This window comes from Reichenbachiella sp. (assembly GCF_965233835.1).
Lineage (GTDB): Bacteria > Bacteroidota > Bacteroidia > Cytophagales > Cyclobacteriaceae > Reichenbachiella.
The window spans coordinates 928,160-952,003 of sequence record NZ_OZ247585.1 but is presented as its reverse complement, the minus strand read 5'-3'; the positions used below and the strand labels follow the sequence as shown (position 1 = coordinate 952,003).

The following is a 23,844-nucleotide window of genomic DNA, read 5'->3' as shown; positions in this document are numbered from 1 at the left end:
CGGGCTGTATAGTAAAACTATATTTGCGCCATGGATAAAAAGGTAATACTAATGATTTTGGATGGGTGGGGAATCGGCACCAATCCGGAAGTATCTGCTATCAAAGCAGCAAAAACTCCCTTCGTAGATTCTTGCTACACAAAATACGCACACAGCAAATTAGAAGCCTCTGGTTTGGCAGTAGGCTTGCCCGAAGGACAGATGGGTAACTCTGAAGTGGGGCACATGAATATCGGCGCCGGTCGGGTCGTTTATCAAGACCTTGTCAAGCTGAACCTTGCTGCGGAAGATGGTTCGTTAGCCAAAAACGAAACGCTCCTCAAAGCTTTTGATTATGCCAAAGCCAATGACAAAACCGTTCATTTCATTGGGCTTGTTTCTGACGGAGGAATCCATTCGCATATCAACCACTTAAAAGCACTTTGCGATGGAGCAGCGGCTAATGGATTAGAAGATGTGTTGGTTCATGCTTTCACCGATGGAAGAGATACTGACCCAAAAAGTGGAATCAATTACCTCACTGACTTACAAAAACACCTGGACAACACTACTGGTAAAATAGCTTCTATCACTGGGCGCTACTACGCGATGGATAGAGATAAAAGATGGGAACGAGTAAAGCTCGCCTATGATGCTATGGTACATGGGGAAGGGTCTAAAACAACGAATGTCTTAAGTGCTGTCGAAAAGTCGTACGCTGAAAACGTAACAGACGAATTCATTATGCCTATCGTGCAAACCGATGAGGCAGGTCAACCACTTGGAACTATTAAGGAAGATGACGTAGTGGTATGCTTCAACTTCAGAACGGACCGAGGAAGACAAATCACAGAAGCCTTGACACAAGTGAATTTCCCTGAGCAGGGCATGAAAAAATTGTCTTTAAAATATCTCACCATGACCAACTATGATGGTACTTTTAAAGATGTATCCGTCATGTATGATAAAGACAATCTCAGCAACACCTTAGGTGAAGTGCTTGAGTCAGCCGGCAAAAACCAAATTAGAATTGCTGAAACAGAAAAATATCCTCACGTTACGTTTTTCTTTTCTGGTGGAAGAGAAGAAGAGTTCAAAGGAGAGAAAAGGTTACTTTGTCCTTCTCCAAAAGTAGCGACCTACGATTTGCAACCAGAGATGAGTGCAGGCGATATTCGTGATGCGATCATTCCAGAATTAGAGAAAGGTGAGGTAGATTTCGTCTGTTTGAATTTTGCCAATCCAGATATGGTAGGACATACTGGCGTATTTGAAGCTGCTGTAAAAGCTTGTGAGACGGTAGACAGCTGTGCACAGTCAGTAGTAGAAGCCGCTAGAGCGAATGGTTATACACCTATCATTATCGCAGACCACGGTAATTCGGACATTATGATGAACCCTGATGGCTCTCCAAACACAGCACACACTACGAACTTGGTTCCCTGCATCTTCGCAGATGAGGATATCAAAGAACCAGTTAAAGATGGAAAATTAGGAGACCTAGCGCCTACTATTCTTACTTTGATGGGCGTAGATGTACCTGAAGAAATGACCGGAAACATCCTGGTTTAAAAATATGATAGCCGAGCATACGAACACTCGGCTATTTTAATATATTTGCCAACCCACTTACGGGGCATTAGCTCAGCTGGCTAGAGCACTACGCTGGCAGCGTAGGGGTCATCGGTTCGAATCCGATATGCTCCACAAAAGGAAGTCAATAAGGCTTCCTTTTTTTATGCCTCATGGAATTATGATATGTTCAAAGGCATAAACACCTTGAATGCTGTGCCCTTTTCTTCTTCGCTTTCTACCTCAATGCGGCCATTATTCAGTTCTACAAATTCATGCACTAGAAGCAGTCCTAGACCAATACCCTTTTCACCTTTGGTACCCCATTGGCTCCTGGTTCCCTTTAATGAAAATAGGTTTTCGATTTTTTCCTTCGGAATGCCTATACCAGTATCTTTTACCTGAATAACGCCAAAATCAGCTTCTTCTCCAATTTCCAAAGTCACGTTTCCACCTTCTGGAGTGAATTTTATGGCATTACTCAACAAGTTTCGGATGATGGTAGACACACTGTTTTTATCCGCTTTAATGGTTACATCCTCTGGCAATTGCCCCACCAGATCAATGTTTTTAGCAATGGCCATGTTCAACATGATGTTCAAGTTGGACTGGCTGATTTCGCGCAAGGAGATAATTTGCGGATCATAAGGAATTCTTCCTTCCTGGCTCAAAGCCCACTCGAGCAAATTATCTAGCAATTCTGACACCTCTTTTGCGGAAGCCTCCATCATGCTACCTAACTGCTTCAAACCATCTACATCCTTGCTGTCAGCCAATACATTAATCAACCCTGATATACCTTGAAAATTACTTATCGGTCCGCGGATGTCATGTGATACAATAGAAAAAAATCGATCCTTGGTTTTATTTACCTCGTCCAGTTTATTCCGTTGAGCAGCTATTACACGTCTTCTTTGCCGGACTATGCGGACCGCTCGATCTTTAATCCGATAGATTTTTAAAAGCGCAATGGTCAGTACCAATAACAAAGCAATAATAAATACGGCGCTCCAAGCCACCATTCTGTTGAGTTTGGCCTGTTCGCTCAGTAGGTCCACCTCCGATTGCTTCTTAGCTACCTCATACTCTGTTCGAAGGTCAGCCATTTTACGAATGGTTTCTTCATTATTAATACTGTCTCTGTAGGTAATGTATTGCTTGAGATAGGTGTACGCTTCATCAGAATTACCTGCTGACTTGTATAGCTCAGAGAGTTTCAAACTAGCGTCTCTAATTTGTTCTTTTAGGCCTTCTTCAAGACCTATATTTAAACTGCTTTTTGCATATTTCAAAGCACGATTATACTCACCACGTTCAGCATATATGTCTGCTAATGAGGTTTGGTAAACCGCAATAGGGTAACGATCCCCCAGATCATCTAGAATAGATATAGCACGGTTAATATTTTCTTCTGCTTGAGCATGTTGACCTTTTTTCGCTAGGACCAAGCCTATATTTCCAAGATTGTAAGCCGTTCCGATAGGGTAATCAATTTGATTGAATATGGCCTTAGATCTCTGAAAGTATATTATGGCCGAATCTGATTGATCATTATTAAAGAATTCATCACCGATATTCAACAAAGCAGTTGCAAGATGAGTTGAGTCTTTATTTTCTTTAAAGATTTCCAAGGCCTGCATATAATACCTTAGACAGTTAGAGTGATCTTCATTCAAGGAGAAAACATCACCCAATGAAAAAGAAGCGACCGCCACCCCTGTCATGTCACCTGCCAATCGATAGTACTTTATACTTTCAAGGTAATTTTTGATCGCCTCCGGAAACAAGCCTTTTAGTCTTAAGCCATCTCCTATATGCTTATAGCAAGCTGCCATGTACTTATTATTGCCCAACTTTTCACCAAGGTTTAAAGCAATTTTTCCATAGAAAATATTAGAGTCAGCCTTACTCGAATAGTAGGCTAATCTTTCATACGCTTTGTACAGTTTTTCTTCACTTAAATCCTTACTTTGATTCAATTGGAATAAAATACTATCCTTTTTTCCCTGATCCTGAGAATATGAATAAAAGAAAAAAAAGCCCATAAAAATACAGGCTAAAATAAATTTGATCTGATATTTAAATCTCATGGTCCAGTTGGTGGATCAAGTTTCAATTTTGGATCTAACGACATCAACTTATCCTCTCCCTCCAATTTATAGACGATAGTGTACTTGGAATCACCAGACTTTCGTTTATCTATTCGTGCGAACCAAACTCCATCTTTCTCCCTAGGCATTCTCTTAAAAACTTCGTAGCCTGAGTCGACTCTGATGTATTTGATTTCTGATACTCCTTCACCAGGCACCCACCCTACTTTTCCATTGGGTTTTACTTTAGTTGTAAAAGACTCAGGGTCCTTCGGGTTGAATTGACTCCCTTCATTATCACAAAGTGAGAGTTCTCCATTCTTAAAAGAAACCGTTACAACGGCATTTTCTTTAGCGCTCATTATTCAATGTTTAGATTATAAAATATTTAAATCTACAGGTGGAACTTTAATATTAATAAAAGCCAATGGATTATGGAAGGCCCACAGAGATGCATATGTACAAGAAAGAATGAAATGTATTAATAGTTAGTTAAAATATGAATATTAGCCTATGAGACAGGATTTATTGGGGTTTGAATTTTTTATATAGGTTATCATTGTAACAAAACGCCCAGTACTCATTGGGCTCGGCTGAGGCAATTACTGGATGAGCACTTTCTTCATGATGTGCACGTGCATGTCTATTTATAGATGAGTCACAGCAAAGGGTCACTCCACAGGTTTGGCACGTTCGAAGGTGCACCCATTCCTCACCGGTCTTCACACACTCTTCACAAACCCCTGCACCAGATTTGATGTGATCAATTGCTTCCAGGTGACTACAAGATTTATGGTTCATAGGTCGTATTTGCAGGTGTCAATCTTAAGTTAGTGAATAATTTTCAATATCTGCAAACCAGATTCATGCAACCCCATCTAGAAAAATTGGTCTATTGATTACTCAGCACAAGATCTTATTTCCTAAAGCCTGATGAAAGCTAGAAGCGCTTCTAGTCGACGTCAGGCTTATTTTTATGCCTTTTAGAAAAATTCCTCATTAATTGTCCTATCTTATATAATTCATTCGTCTAACCAACAAATAACTAAACTAAGAAATTATGAAAGCATTAAAAATTGTAGGAATTGTTGTAGCGGTATTGGTAGTAGGGATTTTTGTGTTTGCCAAAACAAATCATGTGGCGCCATTAAGCATGGTGCCATCCAATGAATTTGACACCTACTCTGGTGTAGCCATCCAAGGTTATGACCCTGTAAGCTATTTCGTTTCAGACCAGGCACAAGTAGGATCCGAGGATTATCAAACCGAATGGAAAAACGCCAAGTGGTATTTTGCTTCTGAAGAAAATAAAAATGCCTTTATCGCAAATCCCGAAATGTATGCTCCACAATATGGTGGTTATTGTGGATTTGCCGTAAATGCGGGATTCACTGCTGGAGCCGACCCTACGTCTTACATCATTCAGGATGAAAAACTGTACTTGTTTAACGGTGCTGAAGTCAAAGCCGAAGCACAAGCAGGCGGTGCCACGTTTTTTGATGCTGCCAACAATAACTGGAATAAAAAGTAAGAAAATCTAATTAACTTGAACTCACCCATCTTTACACTCGTAAGGATGGGTGTTTTTTTATTCATGAAACACACTTATGCCTGCTCCATCATTACTCTCCCGACCTTTCGAATTTTTGAATAAGCTCAACAGCAATAATAACCGAGAGTGGTTCAACAAAAACAAAGATCAATATCTGGAAGCCCATCAACAAGTTATCGAATTCGCAGAGTTGCTACTAATGGAACTAAGCAAGACAGATGTAATCGAAACACCAACTGGAAAAAAAAGCCTCTACCGAATTTATAGAGACGTTAGATTTTCAAAAGATAAAACACCTTATAGTATCTATTTTGGGGGAGGGTTCAGAAGAGCTTCAGCCGAAAGAAGAGGTGGTTATTATTTCCATCTAGAACCCGGCAATACTTATGTTGGTGGTGGCTTCTGGGGGCCTAATTCCCAGGACATGATGCACATTAGAAAGCACTTACAGCAGGAGCCTGACATGCTGAGAGATATTATTCAAAGCAAGGACTTCAAACAGAATTTTGGATCACTCAAAGGAGAACAGCTCAAACGTGCACCTAAAGGATTTGAGGTAGACGATCCGGCTATAGATTTACTCAGATACAAGCAGTATTGGGTGCGGCATGAATTCGACATGAAGAAGGTAATGAAACCTAATTTTCACTTAAGCATAGTAGAGCAGTTTCAAAACATGCGGCCCTTTTTCGATTATATGAGTGAGATTTTGACTACAGATTTGAATGGAGAATCTATTCTCTAAACAAAAAAATCCCAGGGAACCACCCCTGGGATAAACTCAAAACATAACCAATCAACTAATCTACATTCGGCCTTCTACCGAAAACTGTCTATCAGCAGGGCTGCTGATTTAACAGTACCACTCAAAGTGGCGATTAATCAAAATCTAAACTCGTAAAAACAATATTCAACTCCTGTGCCAAAACAGGTACAGAAGCGTCAAAATGGGTATTATACCTACGCCTTTTAATAAAATTTATTATTGTCTTGTAAGTAATCGTTATCCCGTAGATACTAGTGTCATTGAAATCAGATAATTATCAATGGATTCAACAAAGCAGGAAGAAGTATTTCAAGAATGGCTAAAAGGGTATAAAGCGCTGTTTTTCAAATTTGTCAGAGCCTATGCATTCACTAAGGCAGATCAAGACGATTTGTTTCAGGAAATATGTCTTCAAGTATGGAAATCAATTCCAAATTTTAGAAATGACTCAGCCGTATCCACCTGGCTTTATAGAGTGACCATGAACACAGCACTCTCATGGGTCAGAAAGGGGAAGAAACACGCTAACTCGAAGCCAATAGATGGTTATGAGCCTATCGTAACCGCTTACCAAAGTGACGACGATCGTTTGGAGTGGCTTTATGAACAAATTGCTCAACTCAATAAGGTAGATCGAGCACTTTGCCTTTTGATGCTAGATGGATTCAACTATAAAGAGATGTCGTCTATGCTAGGGATTTCTAGTAATAATGTCGGTGTGAAAATCAATCGCATCAAGAAAAAATTAATTGAAAAATCTAAAAAAATTGTCAACGATGAACTTTGAGGATATGCAAAAAATATGGGATAAACAGAATGGGCAGACACTGTTTGCCATAGATGAGGATAGCTTAAAAAAACAAATGAAAGTAAAGATCAACAAAGCCAATAAATCAGTTGATGTGATGGAATATGGCATTATTGTATTGAACACAATAGTGGCTACAGTATTGACCTATCGTGGGATCGAATCTGGCAAAAATCTAACACTTATGACGGCTGGGGTATCACTTGTTATAGCGTTGTACATGCTAATAAGTCGAACTATGAGAAAGAAAAGGGAAATTAGATACGATGGAACCATGTTGTCTAGTTTGGATAATGCCATATCCAACCTCACTTACCACATGAATAAAGCAAAGAATTTTATCTGGTGGTACTTAGCTCCTTTTGCGATGACTACATTGGTCTCGATGTTGTACAACTTTGATCGCAATAAAATATGGATTTGGGTATTTGTAATACTGGCATATCCTTTGGCGTTCTGGATGACAAAATGGGAAGTAAGGCGAGTTCACCTCCCAAGAATAAAATCACTAAAGTCACTAAAGAATCTCTTGCAAAAAGATAGTGACTCTATTCACGAGTGAGCAATTCAATCAACGCATAATGATCTGGAAAAGAGCGGATTAATTCCACTCTTTTTGCCATTTCAAAATCTTCGAAATCAAAACCAGGCGCGACCGTACAACCAACTAATGCATATTCTTCACCATCTTGCACCTTAGAGGCAAACCAGCAATTAGCTGGCACCACAGCTTGTGGTACTTGTCCTTTCTCTAGATCGAGACCAAGATTGATTTCATTGGCTTTACCATTTTGATCAATGACATATATACTCAAAGCATCTCCCGCGTAGAAATGCCACATCTCGTCAGACTTAATTCGATGGAAAGCTGAAAAATTTCCTTCAGTCAGTAAAAAGTAAATACCAGTAGATACATTTCTCTCTGACGGAAAATCCATGAATTCCGCTGATACTGTAGAACGATAAGTTTCTTTGAAATATCCTCCTTCAGGGTGTGGCTCTAACTCTAGCCCATCAACCCAATATTTAGCAGGCTTTCTCATCAATCCTTTATTCGCTTCATTTTGATTTTAAGGTTTTGTTCGTAGAAACGAATCCGCTTCACCTCCGCTTCAGATACCAAACAAAGAGACAGTCCATTTAAACCAGCCCGGCCAGTTCTGCCACTGCGATGAGTGAAGTATTCCAAATGTTCCGGCACTTGATAGTGCACCACATAGGAAAGGCCTTTCACATCGATCCCTCTTGCGGCTACATCTGTAGACACCAGAATTTGCAAACTTTCGTTCTTGAAAGCACGCATGACCTTGTCTCGCTCCTTTTGCTTCATATCGCCTTCGAGCGCTTCTGTGGCTATATTTTTTGATTGCAATTGTTTGCTTAAGGTTTTAGCAGCGGCTTTTGTATTACAAAAAATCAACCCTCTGTTTTCCTTTTGTGATCGAAGAAATGACAATAGCACTTTCACTTTATCCTTTGAGTCACAAACTACATAGTGATATTCGATATTTTCATTAGCTCCCTTTTTCTTTAGCTCAACGCGCTGTGCATTTTGCGACAAATAGGTTCGGATCATTTTTTTCACGCCTTCGGGCATGGTGGCTGAAAACAACCATTTATTACTCCTTGTGGCGGTCTCATCGAGGATTTTATTCAAATCTTGCTTGAATCCCATGCTGAGCATTTCATCCGCCTCGTCCAATACAACAGTTTGCACATGATCCAACGAAACAGCTTTTCGCTGTAGCAAGTCTACAAGTCTACCCGGTGTAGCCACTAAAATTTGTGTTGGCCTCTGTAATCGACTGATTTGTTCATCGATTTTAGCCCCACCAAACACCGCTTCAGTGAATATTTTTTCCGAATACTTCGTGAATTTGAACAGCTGTTTTGCAATCTGCTGGCACAGCTCTCGAGTTGGTGCTAGCACCAAAGCTTGAATGTGCTGAACCTTTGGGTCTACTAGTTCCAACAAGGGCAAACCAAAAGCTGCAGTCTTACCGGTCCCAGTCTGCGCTTGCCCTACAAAATCTGTCTGATCTTGAACAAGAATAGGAATGGCTCGTTCTTGAATTTCAGAGGGCTCTTTAATGCCCAACTCATTCAATCCCTTAATTAATGACTTTGAAATACCTAATGCTGAAAATGAAGACACGATGTGCTGAATTTAAATGAAGCCACAAAGATAGGTAGCCGCATCCACACCTCTCTATATAATTAGTTACTTACTTCACTACCTCAACACCTTTCCAAAAAGCAACATATCCTTCGATATTCTTGGCTAAGTCTGAAGCTGAAGGATAATACCATGCAGCGTCCTTGTTAGTTTCACCGTTTACTTCAACATTATAATAGCTTGCCACACCTTTCCATGGACAATTGCTGTGCGTATCACTTGACTTGAAAAAGTCCCTATTGATGGATTGAGGAGGGAAATAATGATTGTTTTCCACGACTAATGTATCCTCACTTTCTGCTAAAACTTGTCCGTTCCAAATGGCTTTCATGTTTTTCTAATTTTATTTAAGTCATAACCCACTTAGGGGTAAGGTAGTTCCTCTATTGTCTTATTAATCGAAAGTACTCCTACTTTGATCGAAATTTATAGCAGTATACCTGTATAAAATAGAACTTTCAAAAGATTTAATTTTTGCAAGTATTCGGTTAGAGTTCGGATGAACTGCTGCCTTTCTAAAAAAACTCATTCTTTAACCAAACACTACAATATGGTCTAGACAAGTACGTTAGAACAAAAGTGTTATACAGATGAATAATTTTGGTGTTAGTGATAGCTTATTAGTATCACATTACAAAAACGGTAGCGAAGAGGCGTTTGAAGAGTTGGTGGCTCGACATAAGTCTCGTGTTTTCACTACTATTTACTTGATTGTAAAAGATAAATATGTGGCTGAAGATCTTCTTCAGGAAACATTTATCAAAGTTGTAAAAACTGTAAAATCAGGTAAATACAACGAAGAAGGCAAGTTTCTGCCATGGGTGCTGCGCATTGCGCACAATCTGGCCATTGACTTTTTCAGAAAAGACAAACGTTACCCAACTATTGTAATGGAAGATGGAAGTGGTGTATTCAATACGCTGGACTTCGCGGAAGACTCTATTGAGTCCGTCCAGATCAAACAAGATACTAATGCGTTATTAAAAAAACTTGTACAGGAATTACCCGAAGTACAAAAGGAAGTTTTAATAATGAGACACTATATGCAAATGAGTTTTCAAGACATTGCAGAGTCCACTAACGTCAGTATCAATACAGCTTTAGGTCGGATGAGATATGCCTTGATCAATTTGCGTAAGAAAATGCAAAAATTGAACATCGCTTATGATCACCACTTTTACAGAAAATGACCTGCTCCGTTATTTATATGGAGAGTCAACTGAAAATGAAAAAACCGACATTGAAAACGCATTAGTTTGCGACTCTGAACTCGAAGCCAAATTTTTTGATTTAAAGCTAGATAGCTCGTTGCTAGATGGGCTGTTCTTTGACCCTACAGATTTTAGTCTAGACAAGATTTTTAATTTCTCTTCTAATTATCAATCAGGTTCGTAGCTAGCATAAATTAAGTTTTGCCATTCTTTTTTGTACATTCGAACCATGAACAAAAAAGAGCGGTATCAATTTTTTATTGACTATTTCAGTCAACATCAGCCAAAGGCAGAAACGGAGTTACATTACGAAAATCCCTATCAACTCATTGTTGCCGTGGCACTCAGTGCTCAATGCACAGACAAGCGGGTAAACATGGTTACACCAGCCATTTTCGAAAGCTTCCCTACTCCAGAAGCACTAGCCGCTTCAAACTTTGACGAACTGTTTCCATATATTAGATCCATCTCCTACCCTAACAATAAAACAAAACATTTGCTCGGCATGGCCAAGATGTTGGTAGAAGATTTTAACTCTGAAATACCCTCTGATCTTAAGGAATTACAAAAACTCCCAGGCGTAGGAAGAAAAACAGCTAATGTGATTGCATCGGTTATTTTCAACCAGCCTACTATGGCGGTTGACACTCATGTTTTTCGGGTATCGAAGCGACTGGGACTGGTTACACAAAATGCCAAGACACCGCTAGAAGTAGAGAAACAACTTGTGAAATACATACCAGAAGAGCATATTCCTAAAGCACATCACTGGCTTATCCTGCATGGCAGATATATCTGCCTGGCAAGAAAGCCACAGTGTGATCAATGTAAAATTTCTCTGATGTGTCGTTATTACGAAAAAAATTTACTTCCTAAGAATTAGCCAACTTTAGCTTACTTACTGTCTTAAGCACCACTTCCCATAAATGTTCGTAGGGTAATATCTCAAAGTCAGAAAAAGGTGGGTAAGATCTTTTCTCAGCCATCTTAGCCAAATATTTTTCAGTCTTTGGCCTTGTCTTCTCCACATTAAAATCTGACGCTTTTAAAACCTTAAGCATTTTGTAAAACTGCTTTTCTCTTGGGTTCTTCCCTGGCTCGTTGAGATGCTTGAAGAAATAATGCTCAACCTCATCTAGCTTATTCATCGCCAAATCAAGTCTATCCTTATTTATATGATGCACAAACTCCAGAAGAGGTAAACTCATATAGTAACCCTTAGACTCCATATAGTAGTAATCCGCCGCTTCATAAACATCGGTGAACCTAACACGCTTCAACATGTCTTTTCCTGGTGTAGCAAAATTCAAATAGATTCTGAATACTTTCCAACGGCTAATTGTTGCCTCTGAGGCCCTTGAATAGTTTGGGGTTTTTATAACTTCTTCAAGGATATTTTTTGCCAATTTGAAATCTTGGTTGTGCATGGCCAATAAGAAATACGTCTCCGAATGGTCAAACCAACGCTCAGTTGATTTATCCATAAACTTAAAACCAGCCTTTGCTTCAACGTATCCATCCTTGTACTTTTCTGATGCAAGCAAGGCACGACTTGACAAGTAGCTATTATATCCATGATCAAATCTCTCAGGATCTACCTTAGACTTTCCAACAGTCTTTACTGACTCTTGAGTAAACTTATACAGACCTGCAAAATCTTCCTCAAGCAAAAGAAGCCATACCTTTAGCTGATAATAATTAAGATAAATATTTATTGACTTTGTGGACTTATATGACTTTTCGGTTTGTTCGATTGAGTCTTTTAAGTGATTTTGACAGGTATTTCTCGAGTGAATGGATTTTGACATTAACATTCTCATTTTCAAGAACAAATCCTGATTTTCTTTTTCAACTTGAAGTAACGTTCTGAGTTCTCCAAGTCTTTTTATTGTAAGATCAAAGTCTGTCGGTTTGCAATCGTGCGAAAGAATGTCAGTTTTTAATTCACAAGCCTCCACCAACGCCTGAGTCATTTGGTTTTCTTCGGCCAGCGTAATGCATTTGTTCAACTGCTTGTCCGCCATGGCGTTTTCCCCCAGTCTGAATAAGATGTGAGCCTTATGCTGGTACTCTTTGCACTCAAGATCCACTTTTGTAGAATGAGTAAAGCCAGGCTCGTCAAAATCGATGTGATAAAGCAGGTCGTAAAGTTTATGTCTCAGGCGTGATTTCAACATCCGAAATCGCTGATCATAAATATCCGACTGATACATCCCCTCTGCTGCACTTTCGTCTGTAGGGTACAATCCGTCGAGAACCCCATTGTAAAGTTGCTGTTCTTTGCCAGGGTTTTCAACGTCGCCGGTTAGGTTGATTACATCATAGTTACTTTTAAGACCATGGGTTACCAGGTCAACTAACTTGTTAATCTCTTTCATGCTGCCATTAAGTTTAGTTTTTGGCTACTCAATTTCATAATTGGCTGCTGACACCTTTCATGAAATTGTTCTTACCAAAAAGGATATTATTTTTCTCAATATGCAATATAAAATATTGAGTGCTGTTTTCCTCCTAATTCAACTTAAATGCCTCTTCAGATAATCAGATTACCATTCAATCAGAGAATAATTCAAAACTGAAAAGGAATAAGAGGCTTTGATAGATAAAAATTAATTTAATATTTAAATTAGTCTCATCATTGCAAAACCCTATAATAGTTAAGGTTATTTTGCAATGAATATTAATCAGCTATTATTCATTCAACACAAAAACGCATGAAAAAATTCAAGACCTTTTTCTACGGCATTTACATCCTTTATTTTTTCTTCTCTTCGTTCATTGCGTTTAACTATGAAAACATTGTGCTGCACTGGGATTGGGACTGGATCAGCACCTGGACAGGACTAATTAGATTGGTTCTGCAAATGGGCGGTGTGGGAGTCATTCTATTTTTAACAGAAATCATTGTAGAAAATATTCACCTTGCAGCTAAAAGAAGTAAAATTAAATCGCTGGAGAATGAAGTGACTGACCTGAAAGCTAAGTTGTATGATAAATCAAATGCTTCAGAACCTGAACTGAAACCAGAACCTGTTGTAGAGAAAAAAGAAGAAGGGGCTCAGCCTCCGGCGAGTGAATAAACAATACCATTAACCAATCGGACCACCAATCTAAATGTTAGCCAAAACTTTCGGGAGTGCAGTATATGGAGTAGATGCTCACATCATTACCATTGAGGCCAATGTTATCGCTGGCACCAAGTTCTTCATGGTAGGCTTGCCAGACTCGGCTGTCAAAGAGAGCGAACACCGAGTGGAATCTGCCCTGAAGCAAAATGGGTATTTGATGCCTAGGCAAAAAGTGATCGTAAACTTGGCTCCGGCAGACATAAAAAAAGAAGGCTCTTCTTATGACCTTCCCATTGCCCTTGGTATTCTAAATGCATCAGGTCAAACAGAGTTGCCTGATTTGGATCAATACCTTATCATGGGAGAGCTTTCTCTCGACAGCTCCATTCGCCCAATCAAAGGAGCACTACCCATTGCCATCGAAGCCAGAAAAAAAGGGTTTAAGTCTTTCATTCTCCCAAAAGAAAATGCCTCTGAGGCCGCCATTGTTGACAACCTTGAAGTTATACCTGTCGATTCATTGCAAGAGGCTATCGATCATCTCTCGGGTACTCAGCGCATCCAGCCGTTGGAATACGATACTCGAGATATGTTTCAAACTCATATCAATGAATATGCAGCTGATTTTGCCAATGTGCAAGGACAAGAGAACATCAAACGTTCGCTCGAAATAGCTGCTGCCGGAGGTCATAATGTAATCATGATTGGCCCTCCTGGGGCAGGGAAAACTATGCTAGCCAAACGGCTGCCTTCTATTTTACCTCCATTGTCATTACAAGAATCTTTGGAAACCACTAAGATTCATTCGGTGGCTGGCCAGCTCAAAGAAAACTCCTCACTGATTTCAACACGGCCCTTTCAATCTCCACATCACACTATTTCAGATGTAGCTTTAGTCGGTGGAGGAGGTATTCCCCAACCTGGTGAAATTTCTCTTGCTAATAATGGCGTCCTTTTTCTTGATGAATTGCCTGAGTTTAAAAGGACCGTACTTGAAGTTATGCGTCAGCCCCTTGAGGAAAGAAAAGTCACGATATCACGAGCTAAAATTTCGATAGAATTTCCGGCCAATTTCATGTTGATAGCTAGCATGAACCCTTGTCCGTGTGGTTATTATAATCACCCGGAAAAGGAGTGCGTTTGCGCACCAGGAGTAGTTCAGAAATACCTGAACAAGGTGAGCGGGCCGCTACTGGATCGAATTGACCTGCACGTAGAAGTAACTCCTGTTTCTTTTGATCAACTGACTGAAGACAGAAAAACTGAAAGTAGCGAAATCATTCGAGAGCGAGTGATAGAAGCTCGAATGATTCAACAAGAGCGATTTAAAGATCATCCTGAAATTTTCAATAATGCCATGATGAATTCTCAAATGGTAAAATCCATTTGTCAGATCAATGCAGCAGGGAAAAATCTGCTCAAAACAGCCATGGAAAAACTTGGTCTTTCTGCAAGAGCCTATGACCGAATCCTAAAAGTAGCACGCACCATCGCCGACCTTGCAGGCAAAGAAGAAATTCAAATTGAGCATTTGGCGGAAGCCATACAATACCGCAGCCTCGACAGGGAAGGGTGGGCTGCCTAACCCTCTATTTTGTAAATAAACGTGCGTGGTCTACCTTCCTTTTGAATATATCCACGGTACATCCCTGGCGTGTTGAAAGTCATTGAAATATTTCCGTTGGCGTCCAGCGCAACTATTCCACCGCTTCCTCCTATTTGCAATAATTTTTCCATCACTATTTTTTCGGTGGCCGCTCCTAGCGAGATTTTTTTATACTCCATCATGGCCGCAATGTCATAGGCCACCACATTTCTAATAAAATACTCTCCATGCCCAGTGGCAGAAACTCCACAGGTTTTGTTGGCAAAAGTGCCAGCACCTATCACCGGTGAATCACCAATGCGACCGTATTTTTTGTTGGTCATTCCACCGGTAGAAGTTGCTGCACAGATATTACCATTTTTGTCTAATGCTACCGCGCCTACTGTACCATACTTATAGTCCTTCCACGGCTTGATATTACCCTCTTCATTTGCCTTCTCTGCTTCCTTCAGTTTATCCAATTGCTTCTTTCTTCTCTCCGTATAAAAATAGGAAGCATCCACGCGCTCAATGTTTCGATCTGCGGCGAACTGTTCTGCTCCTTTTCCAGCCATCATCACGTGCTCTGAATTGCTTTTGACAGCTTGCGCCGCAAGTATTGGGTTTTTGATAGTCTTCACTCCAGCCACGGCACCTGCAGACCCATCGCCTCCATTCATTATAGAAGCATCCATCTCATTAGTCCCCTCATTCGTGAAAACGGCTCCCTTACCAGCATTAAACAAAGGAGAATCTTCCATGATCATAATAGCAGCAACTACTGCTTCTTCAGCCGCTCCTCCACTATTCAAAATTTTATAACCAGCATTGAGCGCCTCTTTCAATTTTTCATGATAGGCTTTTTCGTCCTCTGGGGTCATATTCTCCCTGAGGATAGTTCCGGCACCGCCATGAATAACCAGTGTGGGGCCACCTGCAGATTTGATATTTTGCGCACACAAGAATGCATGGTCAAAAAATATTAAGGAAATAAATACGAAAAATAGAATACACTTTTTCATAGTAGGGTTGCGTTTAATTGTCATTAGCTAAACTAACAAAATGACTTAGAATTTAAATATTTTGAGTCACTACATTTTTTCCTTTTGTTTTTAATTACGTTGAAGTAGATTGCGCAAAATACCCTTGGATTAAAATGCTATAAATATGAGCAATGGAGAGAAAACAAGATATTCCCAAGAGGAGCTTGCTGAATTTGAAGAATTGATCGTTGGTAAACTTGATAAAGCGAAGAGCGAATTGAAGTATATCAAGGAGTCTTTGACAAGAAGCGGTGACTCTGGTACAGACAGTACTTTTGGGAATGTGAAAACGTTGGAAGACGGAGCGGATACCGCTGAAAAAGAGAGTTTGAATCAGCTCGCTGCCAGACAGCAAAAGTTCATCACCAACTTAGAAAATGCTTTGATCCGTATCAAAAACGGCACTTATGGCATTTGCAAAGAAAGTGGCAAGTTGATCAGCAAAGAAAGACTACGTGCAGTGCCTCACACTACACTGTCGATCGATTCTAAACTAAAGCAAAGCAGCTAATTGGACTTCTTGGCTAATCATATCGAAGCACTTATTTTTTGTTCGCAAAAACCCATTACGGACAAAGAAGTGAAGGACTGTCTAACAGAAATGTTTGAAGCCGAAGTGCCTTTAAAGGACATCCATGATGCGATAGCCAAGCTGCAAGAAAAATATAAAAGTGAAGAATACGCCTTCGAACCTGTACAGAGCGGAGGCGGTTTTCAATTTCTGACCAAACCTGCCTATCAAGCCAGTATTGGAATTCTCCTGAAACAACAATCCAAGAAACGTTTATCCAATTCGGCATTAGAAACTTTATCGATCATTGCCTACCGACAACCCATCACCAAAGGGGAGATGGAGCAGATTCGTGGAGTCAATTGCGACTATTCCGTTCAGAAGCTTCTGGAAAAAGAGTTGATAGAAATTAAAGGAAAGTCAGATGCCGTTGGTCGACCTATTATTTATGGTACCAGTCAGAATTTCATCGACTACTTTGGCATCAATGACCTAAGCGAACTGCCTACACTCAAAGACTTCGAACAGAAAGAAAACGAGATCGGCGAAGAGAAAGAATAAGTAGACTTACCTATTCCTTCCTTTTCCATACTTTTGCATGAATTATTATCATCATGCGAAAGAGAACAAATCCCAAAGGCCGTCAAAACAAACCAGAACCACAAAAAGCAGCCTTGAGCTACCCCGCTCGGCTGAATAAATTCATCTCCAATGCAGGTATCTGTTCTCGACGTGATGCTGATATTCTGATCGCTGAAGGTAAAATCAAAATCAACGACAAAATAGTAACCGAACTCGGCACCAAGGTAGAGCATGGCGACGAAGTCAAGTTCAATGGCAAGATCATCAAACCACAAAACTACGCTTACATTCTGCTGAATAAACCTAAGGACTATATCACCACGATGGACGATCCGGAGAATCGCAAGACGGTGATGCAACTGATCAAAGGGGCAACAGAATCCAGAATCTACCCTGTCGGACGGCTAGATAGAAATACCACAGGATTACTACTATTTACTAACGATGGAGAGCTTTCGCAAAAACTGACCCATCCTTCTTACAACATCAAAAAGATCTACCAGGTAGAATTGGACAAGCCCATCACAGCCTATCACTTCGAGCAAATAGCCAAAGGCATCAAACTAGAAGATGGAGAGGTTAAAGTGGATGATATCGCCATCCTCACGCCGGACAAAAAATCAATAGGTATACAAATTCATGTGGGTAAAAATCGTATCGTAAGGAGAATATTTGAACACTTTGAATATGAAGTAGTCAAGCTCGACAGAACCATGTATGGTCAGCTCACCAAGAAGGAACTGCCTAAAGGTAAGTGGAGAAATTTGACACCTAAGGAGGTGATGAATTTGAAGAATATGTCGTAACAATTTTACCGTCATTACCCCGTGCGACAATAGGAACATCTGGGTAATCTGTCAGGGTAGCACCAAGCTCCCAAACATACTACGTGACGCGAGAGATTGCCCGGATCCCGATAAATATCGGGACGGCAATGACCGGTTTAGTTTACTTCAACGTAGCAATCACAGTTCTCCCACCTTTAGTCACATCACCAATCTTTACATTGATGTCCGCATCTACGGGAAGGAATACATCTAGCCTGGAACCGAATTTGATGAAGCCATATTCCTGACCTTGTTGGAGTTTTTGATTTTCGCCTACGTACCATCTGATTCTACGGGCAACAGCGCCAGCAATCTGTCTTACAAGGATTTCTACGCCGTTGGCTAGCTCCACTACCATAGTGGTACGCTCATTTTCTGTGCTTGATTTAGGATGCCAGGCTACCAGATATTTCCCTGCATGATATTTGAAAAACTTCACGAGACCCGCAGCAGGTGTTCGGCAGACGTGCACATTGAGGGGAGACATGAAAATCGAAATTTGCTTTCGCTCGGATTTGAAATACTCCCCTTCTTCAGTGTTTTCGATCACTACTACTTTGCCGTCCGCAGGTGCAAGGATTACGTTTTCGTTGGCCTCAATTTTTATCCTTGGGTTTCTGAAAAACTGTAACACCAAAAGATAAATAATCAAACTGGCGATTAGTGCCAACTGTTGTACAAGTTCATTTGCGGGCAAATAATACCTTACTGCATAGTTGGCCAAAGCCAATACACACAACAGCACAAACAAAATTTTGTATCCTTCCTTGTGAATGGTCATAGCGGTGAAAAAGGGAGGGTGATTAAAACCCTCCTCTATATTTATAAGTTGTCGATACTTTTTCTATGGCCACGATATAGGCCGCAATCCTCAATGATACTTTATATTCCTGAGAAATTTCGTAGACCTTGTTGAAAGAAGTTTTCATGATCCTATCGGATCTACGATTTACTCTCTCACGTGTCCACTTATATCCCAGCCTGTTTTGTACCCACTCGAAGTATGACACGGTCACACCACCAGCATTGGCCAAAATATCTGGAACAGCCAGCACATCATTTTCCTGAAGGATAGCATCTGCTCTTGCAGAAGTTGGACCATTAGCTCCTTCTACGATCAATTTCGCTTTGATCTTTGCTGCATTGTCAAAAGTGATAACATCTTCCTTAGCCGCGGGAATTAACACATCCACTTCGAGCAACAACAATTCATCAGGCTCAATCTTCTCTGCTCCAGGGAAACCTTCCAATTGGCCATTATTATTATTTCTATACTCGATAGCCTCATTCATGTTAATGCCGCCATCATTGTAGTAGGCACCAGACACGTCGCTGATTGCTACGATGCTTACACCTCTTTCTTCGAGCAATTTACCTGCCCATGATCCTACATTACCAAACCCTTGAATCGCACACTTAGCGTTGAAAGGATTGATTTTCATTTTTTCCATCGCTGCCAAAGCAGAGATCATTACGCCACGTCCGGTAGCTTCAGTTCTACCTAATGAACCTCCCAATACAATTGGCTTTCCAGTTACTACCGCGTTTACCGTCATACCCTGTGCACGAGAGTACTCATCCATCATCCAAGCCATTTCTCTTGGCCCGGTGCCCATATCCGGAGCAGGGATATCTCTGTCTGGCCCAAAGATTTCGTGCATGTTTTGTGTGTAGGCTCTGGTCAATCTTTCGATCTCTCCCAGAGACATAGATCTGGGATCACATTTGATACCGCCTTTAGCACCACCGTACGGAATATCTACTACGGCACATTTCCAGGTCATCCAGGCAGCTAGTGCTTTCACCTCATCCAAGTTGACGCCCATATCGAATCTTACTCCACCCTTAGATGGCCCAAGAATGTTGGAGTGAATGACTCGGTAACCCTCGAAAACTTTGATTGAACCGTCGTCCATAGTGACAGGCAACGAAACGATGGCCTGCTTATATGGAGACTTAAGTACATTGTAAATTTCATCGTCAAGCCCTAAAGCCTGTGCCGCGATGTGAAATCTCGACATCATTGACTCGAAAGGATTCTCTTTATCCTTTATTGGAGCCGGTTCTATATATCCCATTTTAAGTGTTTTGTGTTGTCATTTTTAGGTAGGCAAAATTACACATTCATCCAATGAAAACAGGAATTACCCCCAATATTCACTCATTCTTGCACAAAAAACTTCAAGAAAATGATAATGAATGGAATGGATAACAACAATCCGTCGAATCTATCTAAAAACCCACCGTGACCCGGTAATCTACGCCCTGAGTCTTTGATGTCCATACTTCTTTTAAACAGTGACTCAACCAAATCTCCATAGGTACCAGTAACTACGGTAATAATAGAAATAACGATCCAGTGCCATAGGGCCAGGTCAGTAAAATAGTAAGAAATACCTACGGCGAAAGCCAGTGAAAGAAAGGCGCCGCCTACGCTGCCTTCCCATGATTTTTTGGGAGACACCCTTTCAAACAGTTTTCTTCTACCGAATTGTATCCCAGCAAAATAAGCCCCAGTATCGCTAGCCCAAAGAATCAAAAATATACCAATGATAATCTGGTAACTGTATTGATCCAGGATAAAGGCTGCCACACTTAAAAGTGAAAAAGGTAAGGCTACATAGATAATTCCCAGAAATGTAAATGCGATATTGGTAAATGGTTTCTTTTCGTCCTTTTTATAAAGCTTGATAAAAAATATGCAGGAACTAAAAGGTAGGATCATAAAAAAGGAATCGAAATGAATCGTGCTCTTTTCTACCAGATAGATCATCATATATAAAATGACCCCCATGATAGTCCCAAAAGTGCGTAGCGGCACGATGCCATTGGCTATGATCAGTTTATAAAACTCCCATTGAGTAAGTACACAAAGAATAAGGAATACAGCCACAAAACCATACTCATGATAGGCAATGGCAAACAACACAAAGAACGCACCTATTACCCCAGTGACCAGCCTTTTAGCCAGATCAGAAAATTTACTTGAACTCGATGTCATTCTCTATGATCTTTATTGCCCTGAGTACATGATCAGGGGCTACCAATACTTCAAAATGGCCAAACTGGTAGGCAGCGTCTTTTTTGTTGACCATCACCGGCTGAAGTCCAGACTCCTGAAGTACGGCGATGACAATCTCCGCACGATATTCATTCTTGTCTGAAAATACTTTTTGCCAGTTACTCATTTCTCAAATTATCTGTAATATGAAATTGTTTTCTGAACAAAACAAACAGAACAGCACCAATAATTGCGAAGGTCAAGGTAGACCAAGCAGACACTGTTTCAGCACTTTCAATATCATAATCCACCACTTCTTTTTGAAATAGGTAAATCATTAAAAGAGTAAAACCATTATTTATAAAATGGGCGATTGAAGCATACCAAAGGTTTCCTGAAAAATAAAACAGATAACCAAAGAAGGCTCCTAACGCCATTCTCGGTACAAATCCATAAAACTGCATGTGAAAAGCACTGAAGAACATAGCTGTTACCCAAATGGCTACATGTGGGTTTCCCCAAATTCCTTGCAAATATTTTTGAATCAGTCCTCTAAATAAAAGCTCCTCTCCAATGGCCGGCACCACAGCTACAACAACCAAAACCACCAAAAAATAAGTCAAGGAATGAAAATCAGTGAGGTATTCTGTCATCAACCTCCCCTGCTGCTCCATCCTATCAAAAGGCACTGCGAGGCTCTCTGGAAACTCCACATTCATATTCCATTCAATCAATAAGCTATTAACCACCATTAAAGAAAGAGTCAGTCCTAACGTTAGTGCAATCGCATGCATATTAATTGATCGGAAGTGAAAATAGTATGTCAGGTTTCGTTGCTCATACTTCTTAATGAAAAGTGCTGGCACTACTATGAAGCTCAGCATTGAGGACACCCCCTGAACTATTACTAAAACCAATTGCCCTGCAGGTTCGGGCTCCTTCGCGCCAATTTTGCGCATAAATTCTTCGAAAGAAATACCCAGAATTTCAACACCCAAAGACATCAAAATCATGGGTGCAATCAGATAAGTTCCCATGCTGAGCAAAATCAATGTCAACAATAAAGAAAGTGGGCTCTGATTACTTTGTAGTGAATTGGGCATAAATGGATTAAATTTGCAGCAAAAATGATCGGATATTCGGAAATAAAAAAACGAAAGATTCGAACAGCCAAAGAAAGCAAGATGGTAAAAATAGGTGATATTGAGTTAGGGGAATTCCCTCTACTTTTGGCTCCCATGGAGGATGTAAGTGACCCACCATTTCGTGCAGTATGCAAAGAAAATGGCGCAGACCTTATGTATACGGAGTTTATTTCATCCGAGGCCTTGATTCGAGATGCAGCTAAGAGCGTACAAAAACTAGACATCTATGACTATGAACGGCCCATCGGCATTCAAATCTTTGGTGAAAAAATAGAATCCATGCGAGAGGCAGCTGCTATAGCAGAAGAAGCCGATCCAGAACTCGTGGATATCAACTATGGGTGCCCAGTAAAAAAAGTGGCTTGCAAAGGTGCCGGAGCAGGCATCTTATTGGATCTTCCTAAGATGCAGAAGATGACCGAGGAAATCGTGAAAAGAGTCGATAAGCCCGTAACTGTTAAAACCCGATTGGGATGGGATCATGACAATATCAAAATACTTGAAGTAGCACAACGACTTCAGGACGTTGGAATTCAGGCACTAAGCATTCATGGTCGTACACGGCAGCAGATGTACAAAGGGGAAGCAGATTGGAACCCCATCGCAGAAGTCAAAAACCATCCCGACATCCACATCCCTATTTTCGGTAATGGAGATATTGACTCTCCACAAAAGGCCAAAATATATCGAGAAAAGTACGGTGTAGATGGTATCATGATTGGTAGGGGAGCTATAGGCAATCCTTGGATTTTCAATCAGATCAAGCACTACTTCAAAACGGGCGAGGAGTTGCCACCACCTACCCTGTCTGAAAGAATGGATGCGGTAAGAAGTCATCTCAAATTTTCCATAGAATGGAAAGGAGAAAAAAAAGGTATTTTCGAAATGCGGAGACATTACACGAATTATTTCCGAGGCATTCATGGGTTTAAACCTTTTCGAGCGAGACTAGTAGAATCTCCTACTTTCGAAGCTACGTCCAGTATTTTGGATGAGGTGGAAGATGTATTTCAGAACGCAAGTCTTGTTGCTCAATGAGTAACGAACAAAGCTCGCCCAGTCTCGTTTCCTGGGTACTACTGATTGTCTTGGCTTTGGTCTGGGGCAGCTCATTTATTTTAATAAAAAAAAGTTTATTGACATTTTCTGCTGGGGAGGTAGGTACATTACGTATGTTCATTGCTTTTTTAGGACTTCTACCCTTTTCTCTTCCTGTCATTCGTAAAATCGAGCGAAAGAAGTTACCAGTTTTATTTGTAGTGGGGCTAGTAGGCAGCCTTTTACCCGCCATACTTTTTGCAATTGCTCAAACACGCTTAGAAAGTGCTATCACAGGAGTAATCAACGCCATGACTCCGGTTTTTGTATTGTTAATTGGGCTGGTGTTTTTTCATCACAAGATCAAAATCATCAACATTATTGGCATAGCCATTGGTTTTATCGGCTGTACATTTATCATGCTGGGGGGCGCGTACTTTGATCTATCGGGAGTTAATTTATACGCCCTTTTTGTGATCGCCGCTACGGTGATGTATGGTACCAGCGTCAACCTCATCAAACACTTTTTGACTGACATTCGCTCTTTGCATATTACAGCTGTATCCTTCACTCTAGTGAGCCCGATCAGTTTGGGCTATTTGCTTTTTGCCACAGATTTTTTTGACAAAATGGAAAACCCAGCATTCCTATCAGGTCTGGCTTACGTAACCACGCTTGCGCTGATAGGTACAGCCATGGCGCTAGTCATTTTCAACAAATTGGTGAAAACAGCCTCTCCCATTTTTGCCAGTTCGGTTACTTATGTTATTCCCATAGTTGCTATCGGCTGGGGATTAGTTGATGGCGAAGTGCTTAACATTTATCAGCTCATCGGCATTGGGATTGTATTGGTCGGTGTCTATCTTGCCAATAAAAAATAATCACTCGCT

General features: G+C 40.5%; 28 protein-coding genes and 1 tRNA gene. 16 read left to right on the top strand and 13 right to left on the bottom strand.

Features of this window, described 5'->3' with window-relative positions:
- Positions 1 to 30 precede the first annotated feature (30 nt).
- Both gpmI and ACO6S2_RS04080 read left to right on the top strand, forming a co-directional pair.
- Positions 31 to 1,551 (top strand): 2,3-bisphosphoglycerate-independent phosphoglycerate mutase, encoded by a 1,521-nt coding sequence (gene gpmI, locus ACO6S2_RS04085; RefSeq protein ID WP_422361247.1) that lies wholly within the window; start codon positions 31 to 33, stop codon positions 1,549 to 1,551.
- Positions 1,552 to 1,612: 61 nt separating this feature from the next.
- Positions 1,613 to 1,686: transfer RNA gene (locus ACO6S2_RS04080), tRNA-Ala, on the top strand.
- A 44-nt stretch (positions 1,687 to 1,730) separates the two neighbouring features.
- Here ACO6S2_RS04080 and ACO6S2_RS04075 read toward each other — a convergent pair.
- The 3 genes from ACO6S2_RS04075 to ACO6S2_RS04065 form a co-directional block, all read right to left on the bottom strand.
- Positions 1,731 to 3,641, bottom strand: a complete 1,911-nt coding sequence (locus ACO6S2_RS04075; protein WP_422361246.1) for an ATP-binding protein — start codon at positions 3,639 to 3,641, stop codon at positions 1,731 to 1,733.
- Positions 3,638 to 4,003: a hypothetical protein gene (locus ACO6S2_RS04070; protein WP_422361245.1), complete on the bottom strand. Its 366-nt coding sequence runs from the start codon at positions 4,001 to 4,003 to the stop codon at positions 3,638 to 3,640. The genes ACO6S2_RS04075 and ACO6S2_RS04070 overlap by 4 nt, the downstream gene beginning before the upstream one ends.
- A gap of 163 nt (positions 4,004 to 4,166) precedes the next feature.
- A complete protein-coding gene (locus ACO6S2_RS04065) occupies positions 4,167 to 4,442 on the bottom strand; it encodes a UBP-type zinc finger domain-containing protein (protein ID WP_422361244.1) in 276 nt (91 codons plus the stop codon).
- A gap of 259 nt (positions 4,443 to 4,701) precedes the next feature.
- On the opposite strand from ACO6S2_RS04065, the gene ACO6S2_RS04060 reads away from it, so the two are divergent.
- From ACO6S2_RS04060 to ACO6S2_RS04045, 4 genes are all read left to right on the top strand, one after another.
- Positions 4,702 to 5,172 (top strand): YHS domain-containing (seleno)protein, encoded by a 471-nt coding sequence (locus tag ACO6S2_RS04060; protein ID WP_422361243.1) that lies wholly within the window; start codon positions 4,702 to 4,704, stop codon positions 5,170 to 5,172.
- Between the two features lie 76 nt (positions 5,173 to 5,248).
- On the top strand, positions 5,249 to 5,938 hold the full coding sequence (locus tag ACO6S2_RS04055; RefSeq protein WP_422361242.1) for a DUF2461 domain-containing protein: 690 nt from the start codon (positions 5,249 to 5,251) through the stop codon (positions 5,936 to 5,938).
- A 301-nt stretch (positions 5,939 to 6,239) separates the two neighbouring features.
- Positions 6,240 to 6,746 carry an RNA polymerase sigma factor gene (locus ACO6S2_RS04050; protein ID WP_422361241.1) on the top strand — a complete coding sequence of 169 codons (507 nt, stop codon included), beginning with the start codon at positions 6,240 to 6,242 and terminating at the stop codon, positions 6,744 to 6,746.
- Positions 6,747 to 6,750: 4 nt separating this feature from the next.
- Positions 6,751 to 7,329 carry a hypothetical protein gene (locus tag ACO6S2_RS04045; RefSeq protein WP_422361240.1) on the top strand — a complete coding sequence of 193 codons (579 nt, stop codon included), beginning with the start codon at positions 6,751 to 6,753 and terminating at the stop codon, positions 7,327 to 7,329.
- Here the strand turns inward: ACO6S2_RS04045 and ACO6S2_RS04040 are convergent.
- From ACO6S2_RS04040 to ACO6S2_RS04030, 3 genes are all read right to left on the bottom strand, one after another.
- Positions 7,316 to 7,810: a cupin domain-containing protein gene (locus ACO6S2_RS04040; protein WP_422361239.1), complete on the bottom strand. Its 495-nt coding sequence runs from the start codon at positions 7,808 to 7,810 to the stop codon at positions 7,316 to 7,318. The two genes, ACO6S2_RS04045 and ACO6S2_RS04040, sit on opposite strands and share 14 nt — an antisense overlap.
- Positions 7,810 to 8,922: a DEAD/DEAH box helicase gene (locus ACO6S2_RS04035; protein ID WP_422361238.1), complete on the bottom strand. Its 1,113-nt coding sequence runs from the start codon at positions 8,920 to 8,922 to the stop codon at positions 7,810 to 7,812. Before ACO6S2_RS04035 ends, ACO6S2_RS04040 begins: the two co-directional genes overlap by 1 nt.
- Positions 8,923 to 8,992: 70 nt before the next feature.
- Positions 8,993 to 9,274 carry a DUF427 domain-containing protein gene (locus ACO6S2_RS04030; RefSeq protein ID WP_422361237.1) on the bottom strand — a complete coding sequence of 94 codons (282 nt, stop codon included), beginning with the start codon at positions 9,272 to 9,274 and terminating at the stop codon, positions 8,993 to 8,995.
- Between the two features lie 259 nt (positions 9,275 to 9,533).
- Here ACO6S2_RS04030 and ACO6S2_RS04025 point away from each other — a divergent pair, with 259 nt between their 5' ends.
- Genes ACO6S2_RS04025 through nth form a run of 3 tightly spaced genes read left to right on the top strand, consistent with a single transcriptional unit; the run spans position 9,534 to position 11,037 of the window.
- Positions 9,534 to 10,133, top strand: coding sequence for an RNA polymerase sigma factor (locus ACO6S2_RS04025; protein ID WP_318173532.1), 600 nt, complete (start codon positions 9,534 to 9,536; stop codon positions 10,131 to 10,133).
- Positions 10,108 to 10,338, top strand: a complete 231-nt coding sequence (locus ACO6S2_RS04020; RefSeq protein WP_422361236.1) for a hypothetical protein — start codon at positions 10,108 to 10,110, stop codon at positions 10,336 to 10,338. The genes ACO6S2_RS04025 and ACO6S2_RS04020 overlap by 26 nt, the downstream gene beginning before the upstream one ends.
- A gap of 45 nt (positions 10,339 to 10,383) precedes the next feature.
- Entirely contained in the window at positions 10,384 to 11,037 is a 654-nt protein-coding gene (nth, locus tag ACO6S2_RS04015; RefSeq protein WP_422361235.1) for an endonuclease III, read from the top strand.
- Here nth and ACO6S2_RS04010 read toward each other — a convergent pair.
- Positions 11,027 to 12,532 carry a hypothetical protein gene (locus ACO6S2_RS04010; protein ID WP_422361234.1) on the bottom strand — a complete coding sequence of 502 codons (1,506 nt, stop codon included), beginning with the start codon at positions 12,530 to 12,532 and terminating at the stop codon, positions 11,027 to 11,029. The genes nth and ACO6S2_RS04010 overlap by 11 nt on opposite strands.
- 336 nt (positions 12,533 to 12,868) lie before the next feature.
- Between ACO6S2_RS04010 and ACO6S2_RS04005 the strand changes: the two genes are divergently transcribed.
- Together ACO6S2_RS04005 and ACO6S2_RS04000 are read left to right on the top strand one after the other, a co-directional pair.
- Positions 12,869 to 13,234, top strand: a complete 366-nt coding sequence (locus ACO6S2_RS04005; RefSeq protein WP_422361233.1) for a hypothetical protein — start codon at positions 12,869 to 12,871, stop codon at positions 13,232 to 13,234.
- Positions 13,235 to 13,268: 34 nt separating this feature from the next.
- A complete protein-coding gene (locus ACO6S2_RS04000; protein WP_422361232.1) occupies positions 13,269 to 14,807 on the top strand; it encodes a YifB family Mg chelatase-like AAA ATPase in 1,539 nt (512 codons plus the stop codon).
- Here the strand turns inward: ACO6S2_RS04000 and ACO6S2_RS03995 are convergent.
- On the bottom strand, positions 14,804 to 15,829 hold the full coding sequence (locus ACO6S2_RS03995; protein ID WP_422361231.1) for an isoaspartyl peptidase/L-asparaginase family protein: 1,026 nt from the start codon (positions 15,827 to 15,829) through the stop codon (positions 14,804 to 14,806). The two genes, ACO6S2_RS04000 and ACO6S2_RS03995, sit on opposite strands and share 4 nt — an antisense overlap.
- A 145-nt stretch (positions 15,830 to 15,974) precedes the next feature.
- Between ACO6S2_RS03995 and ACO6S2_RS03990 the strand changes: the two genes are divergently transcribed.
- Genes ACO6S2_RS03990 through ACO6S2_RS03980 form a run of 3 tightly spaced genes read left to right on the top strand, consistent with a single transcriptional unit; the run spans position 15,975 to position 17,749 of the window.
- Entirely contained in the window at positions 15,975 to 16,361 is a 387-nt protein-coding gene (locus tag ACO6S2_RS03990; RefSeq protein WP_084372596.1) for a TraR/DksA family transcriptional regulator, read from the top strand.
- On the top strand, positions 16,362 to 16,922 hold the full coding sequence (gene scpB, locus ACO6S2_RS03985) for an SMC-Scp complex subunit ScpB (protein WP_422361230.1): 561 nt from the start codon (positions 16,362 to 16,364) through the stop codon (positions 16,920 to 16,922).
- Between the two features lie 53 nt (positions 16,923 to 16,975).
- Positions 16,976 to 17,749 carry a pseudouridine synthase gene (locus tag ACO6S2_RS03980; RefSeq protein ID WP_422361229.1) on the top strand — a complete coding sequence of 258 codons (774 nt, stop codon included), beginning with the start codon at positions 16,976 to 16,978 and terminating at the stop codon, positions 17,747 to 17,749.
- 142 nt (positions 17,750 to 17,891) lie between these two features.
- Here ACO6S2_RS03980 and ACO6S2_RS03975 read toward each other — a convergent pair whose 3' ends face one another.
- From ACO6S2_RS03975 to ACO6S2_RS03955, 5 genes are all read right to left on the bottom strand, one after another.
- Positions 17,892 to 18,551 (bottom strand): phosphatidylserine decarboxylase family protein, encoded by a 660-nt coding sequence (locus ACO6S2_RS03975; RefSeq protein ID WP_422361228.1) that lies wholly within the window; start codon positions 18,549 to 18,551, stop codon positions 17,892 to 17,894.
- A 22-nt stretch (positions 18,552 to 18,573) separates the two neighbouring features.
- The gene (locus ACO6S2_RS03970; RefSeq protein WP_422361227.1) at positions 18,574 to 19,848 is read right to left on the bottom strand and encodes a Glu/Leu/Phe/Val family dehydrogenase; all 1,275 of its coding nucleotides are present in this window, start codon (positions 19,846 to 19,848) and stop codon (positions 18,574 to 18,576) included.
- Positions 19,849 to 19,931: 83 nt separating this feature from the next.
- The gene (locus tag ACO6S2_RS03965) at positions 19,932 to 20,771 is read right to left on the bottom strand and encodes a phosphatidate cytidylyltransferase (RefSeq protein ID WP_422361226.1); all 840 of its coding nucleotides are present in this window, start codon (positions 20,769 to 20,771) and stop codon (positions 19,932 to 19,934) included.
- Complete coding sequence (locus ACO6S2_RS03960) at positions 20,752 to 20,958, bottom strand: DUF2007 domain-containing protein (protein WP_318173545.1); 207 nt, start codon at positions 20,956 to 20,958, stop codon at positions 20,752 to 20,754. The genes ACO6S2_RS03965 and ACO6S2_RS03960 overlap by 20 nt, the downstream gene beginning before the upstream one ends.
- Positions 20,951 to 21,874 (bottom strand): CPBP family intramembrane glutamic endopeptidase, encoded by a 924-nt coding sequence (locus tag ACO6S2_RS03955; RefSeq protein WP_422361225.1) that lies wholly within the window; start codon positions 21,872 to 21,874, stop codon positions 20,951 to 20,953. Before ACO6S2_RS03955 ends, ACO6S2_RS03960 begins: the two co-directional genes overlap by 8 nt.
- A gap of 81 nt (positions 21,875 to 21,955) precedes the next feature.
- On the opposite strand from ACO6S2_RS03955, the gene dusB reads away from it, so the two are divergent.
- Positions 21,956 to 22,954 (top strand): tRNA dihydrouridine synthase DusB, encoded by a 999-nt coding sequence (gene dusB / locus ACO6S2_RS03950; RefSeq protein ID WP_422362432.1) that lies wholly within the window; start codon positions 21,956 to 21,958, stop codon positions 22,952 to 22,954.
- Positions 22,951 to 23,835 carry a DMT family transporter gene (locus ACO6S2_RS03945; protein ID WP_422361224.1) on the top strand — a complete coding sequence of 295 codons (885 nt, stop codon included), beginning with the start codon at positions 22,951 to 22,953 and terminating at the stop codon, positions 23,833 to 23,835. The genes dusB and ACO6S2_RS03945 overlap by 4 nt, the downstream gene beginning before the upstream one ends.
- The last annotated feature ends 9 nt before the right edge of the window (positions 23,836 to 23,844 follow it).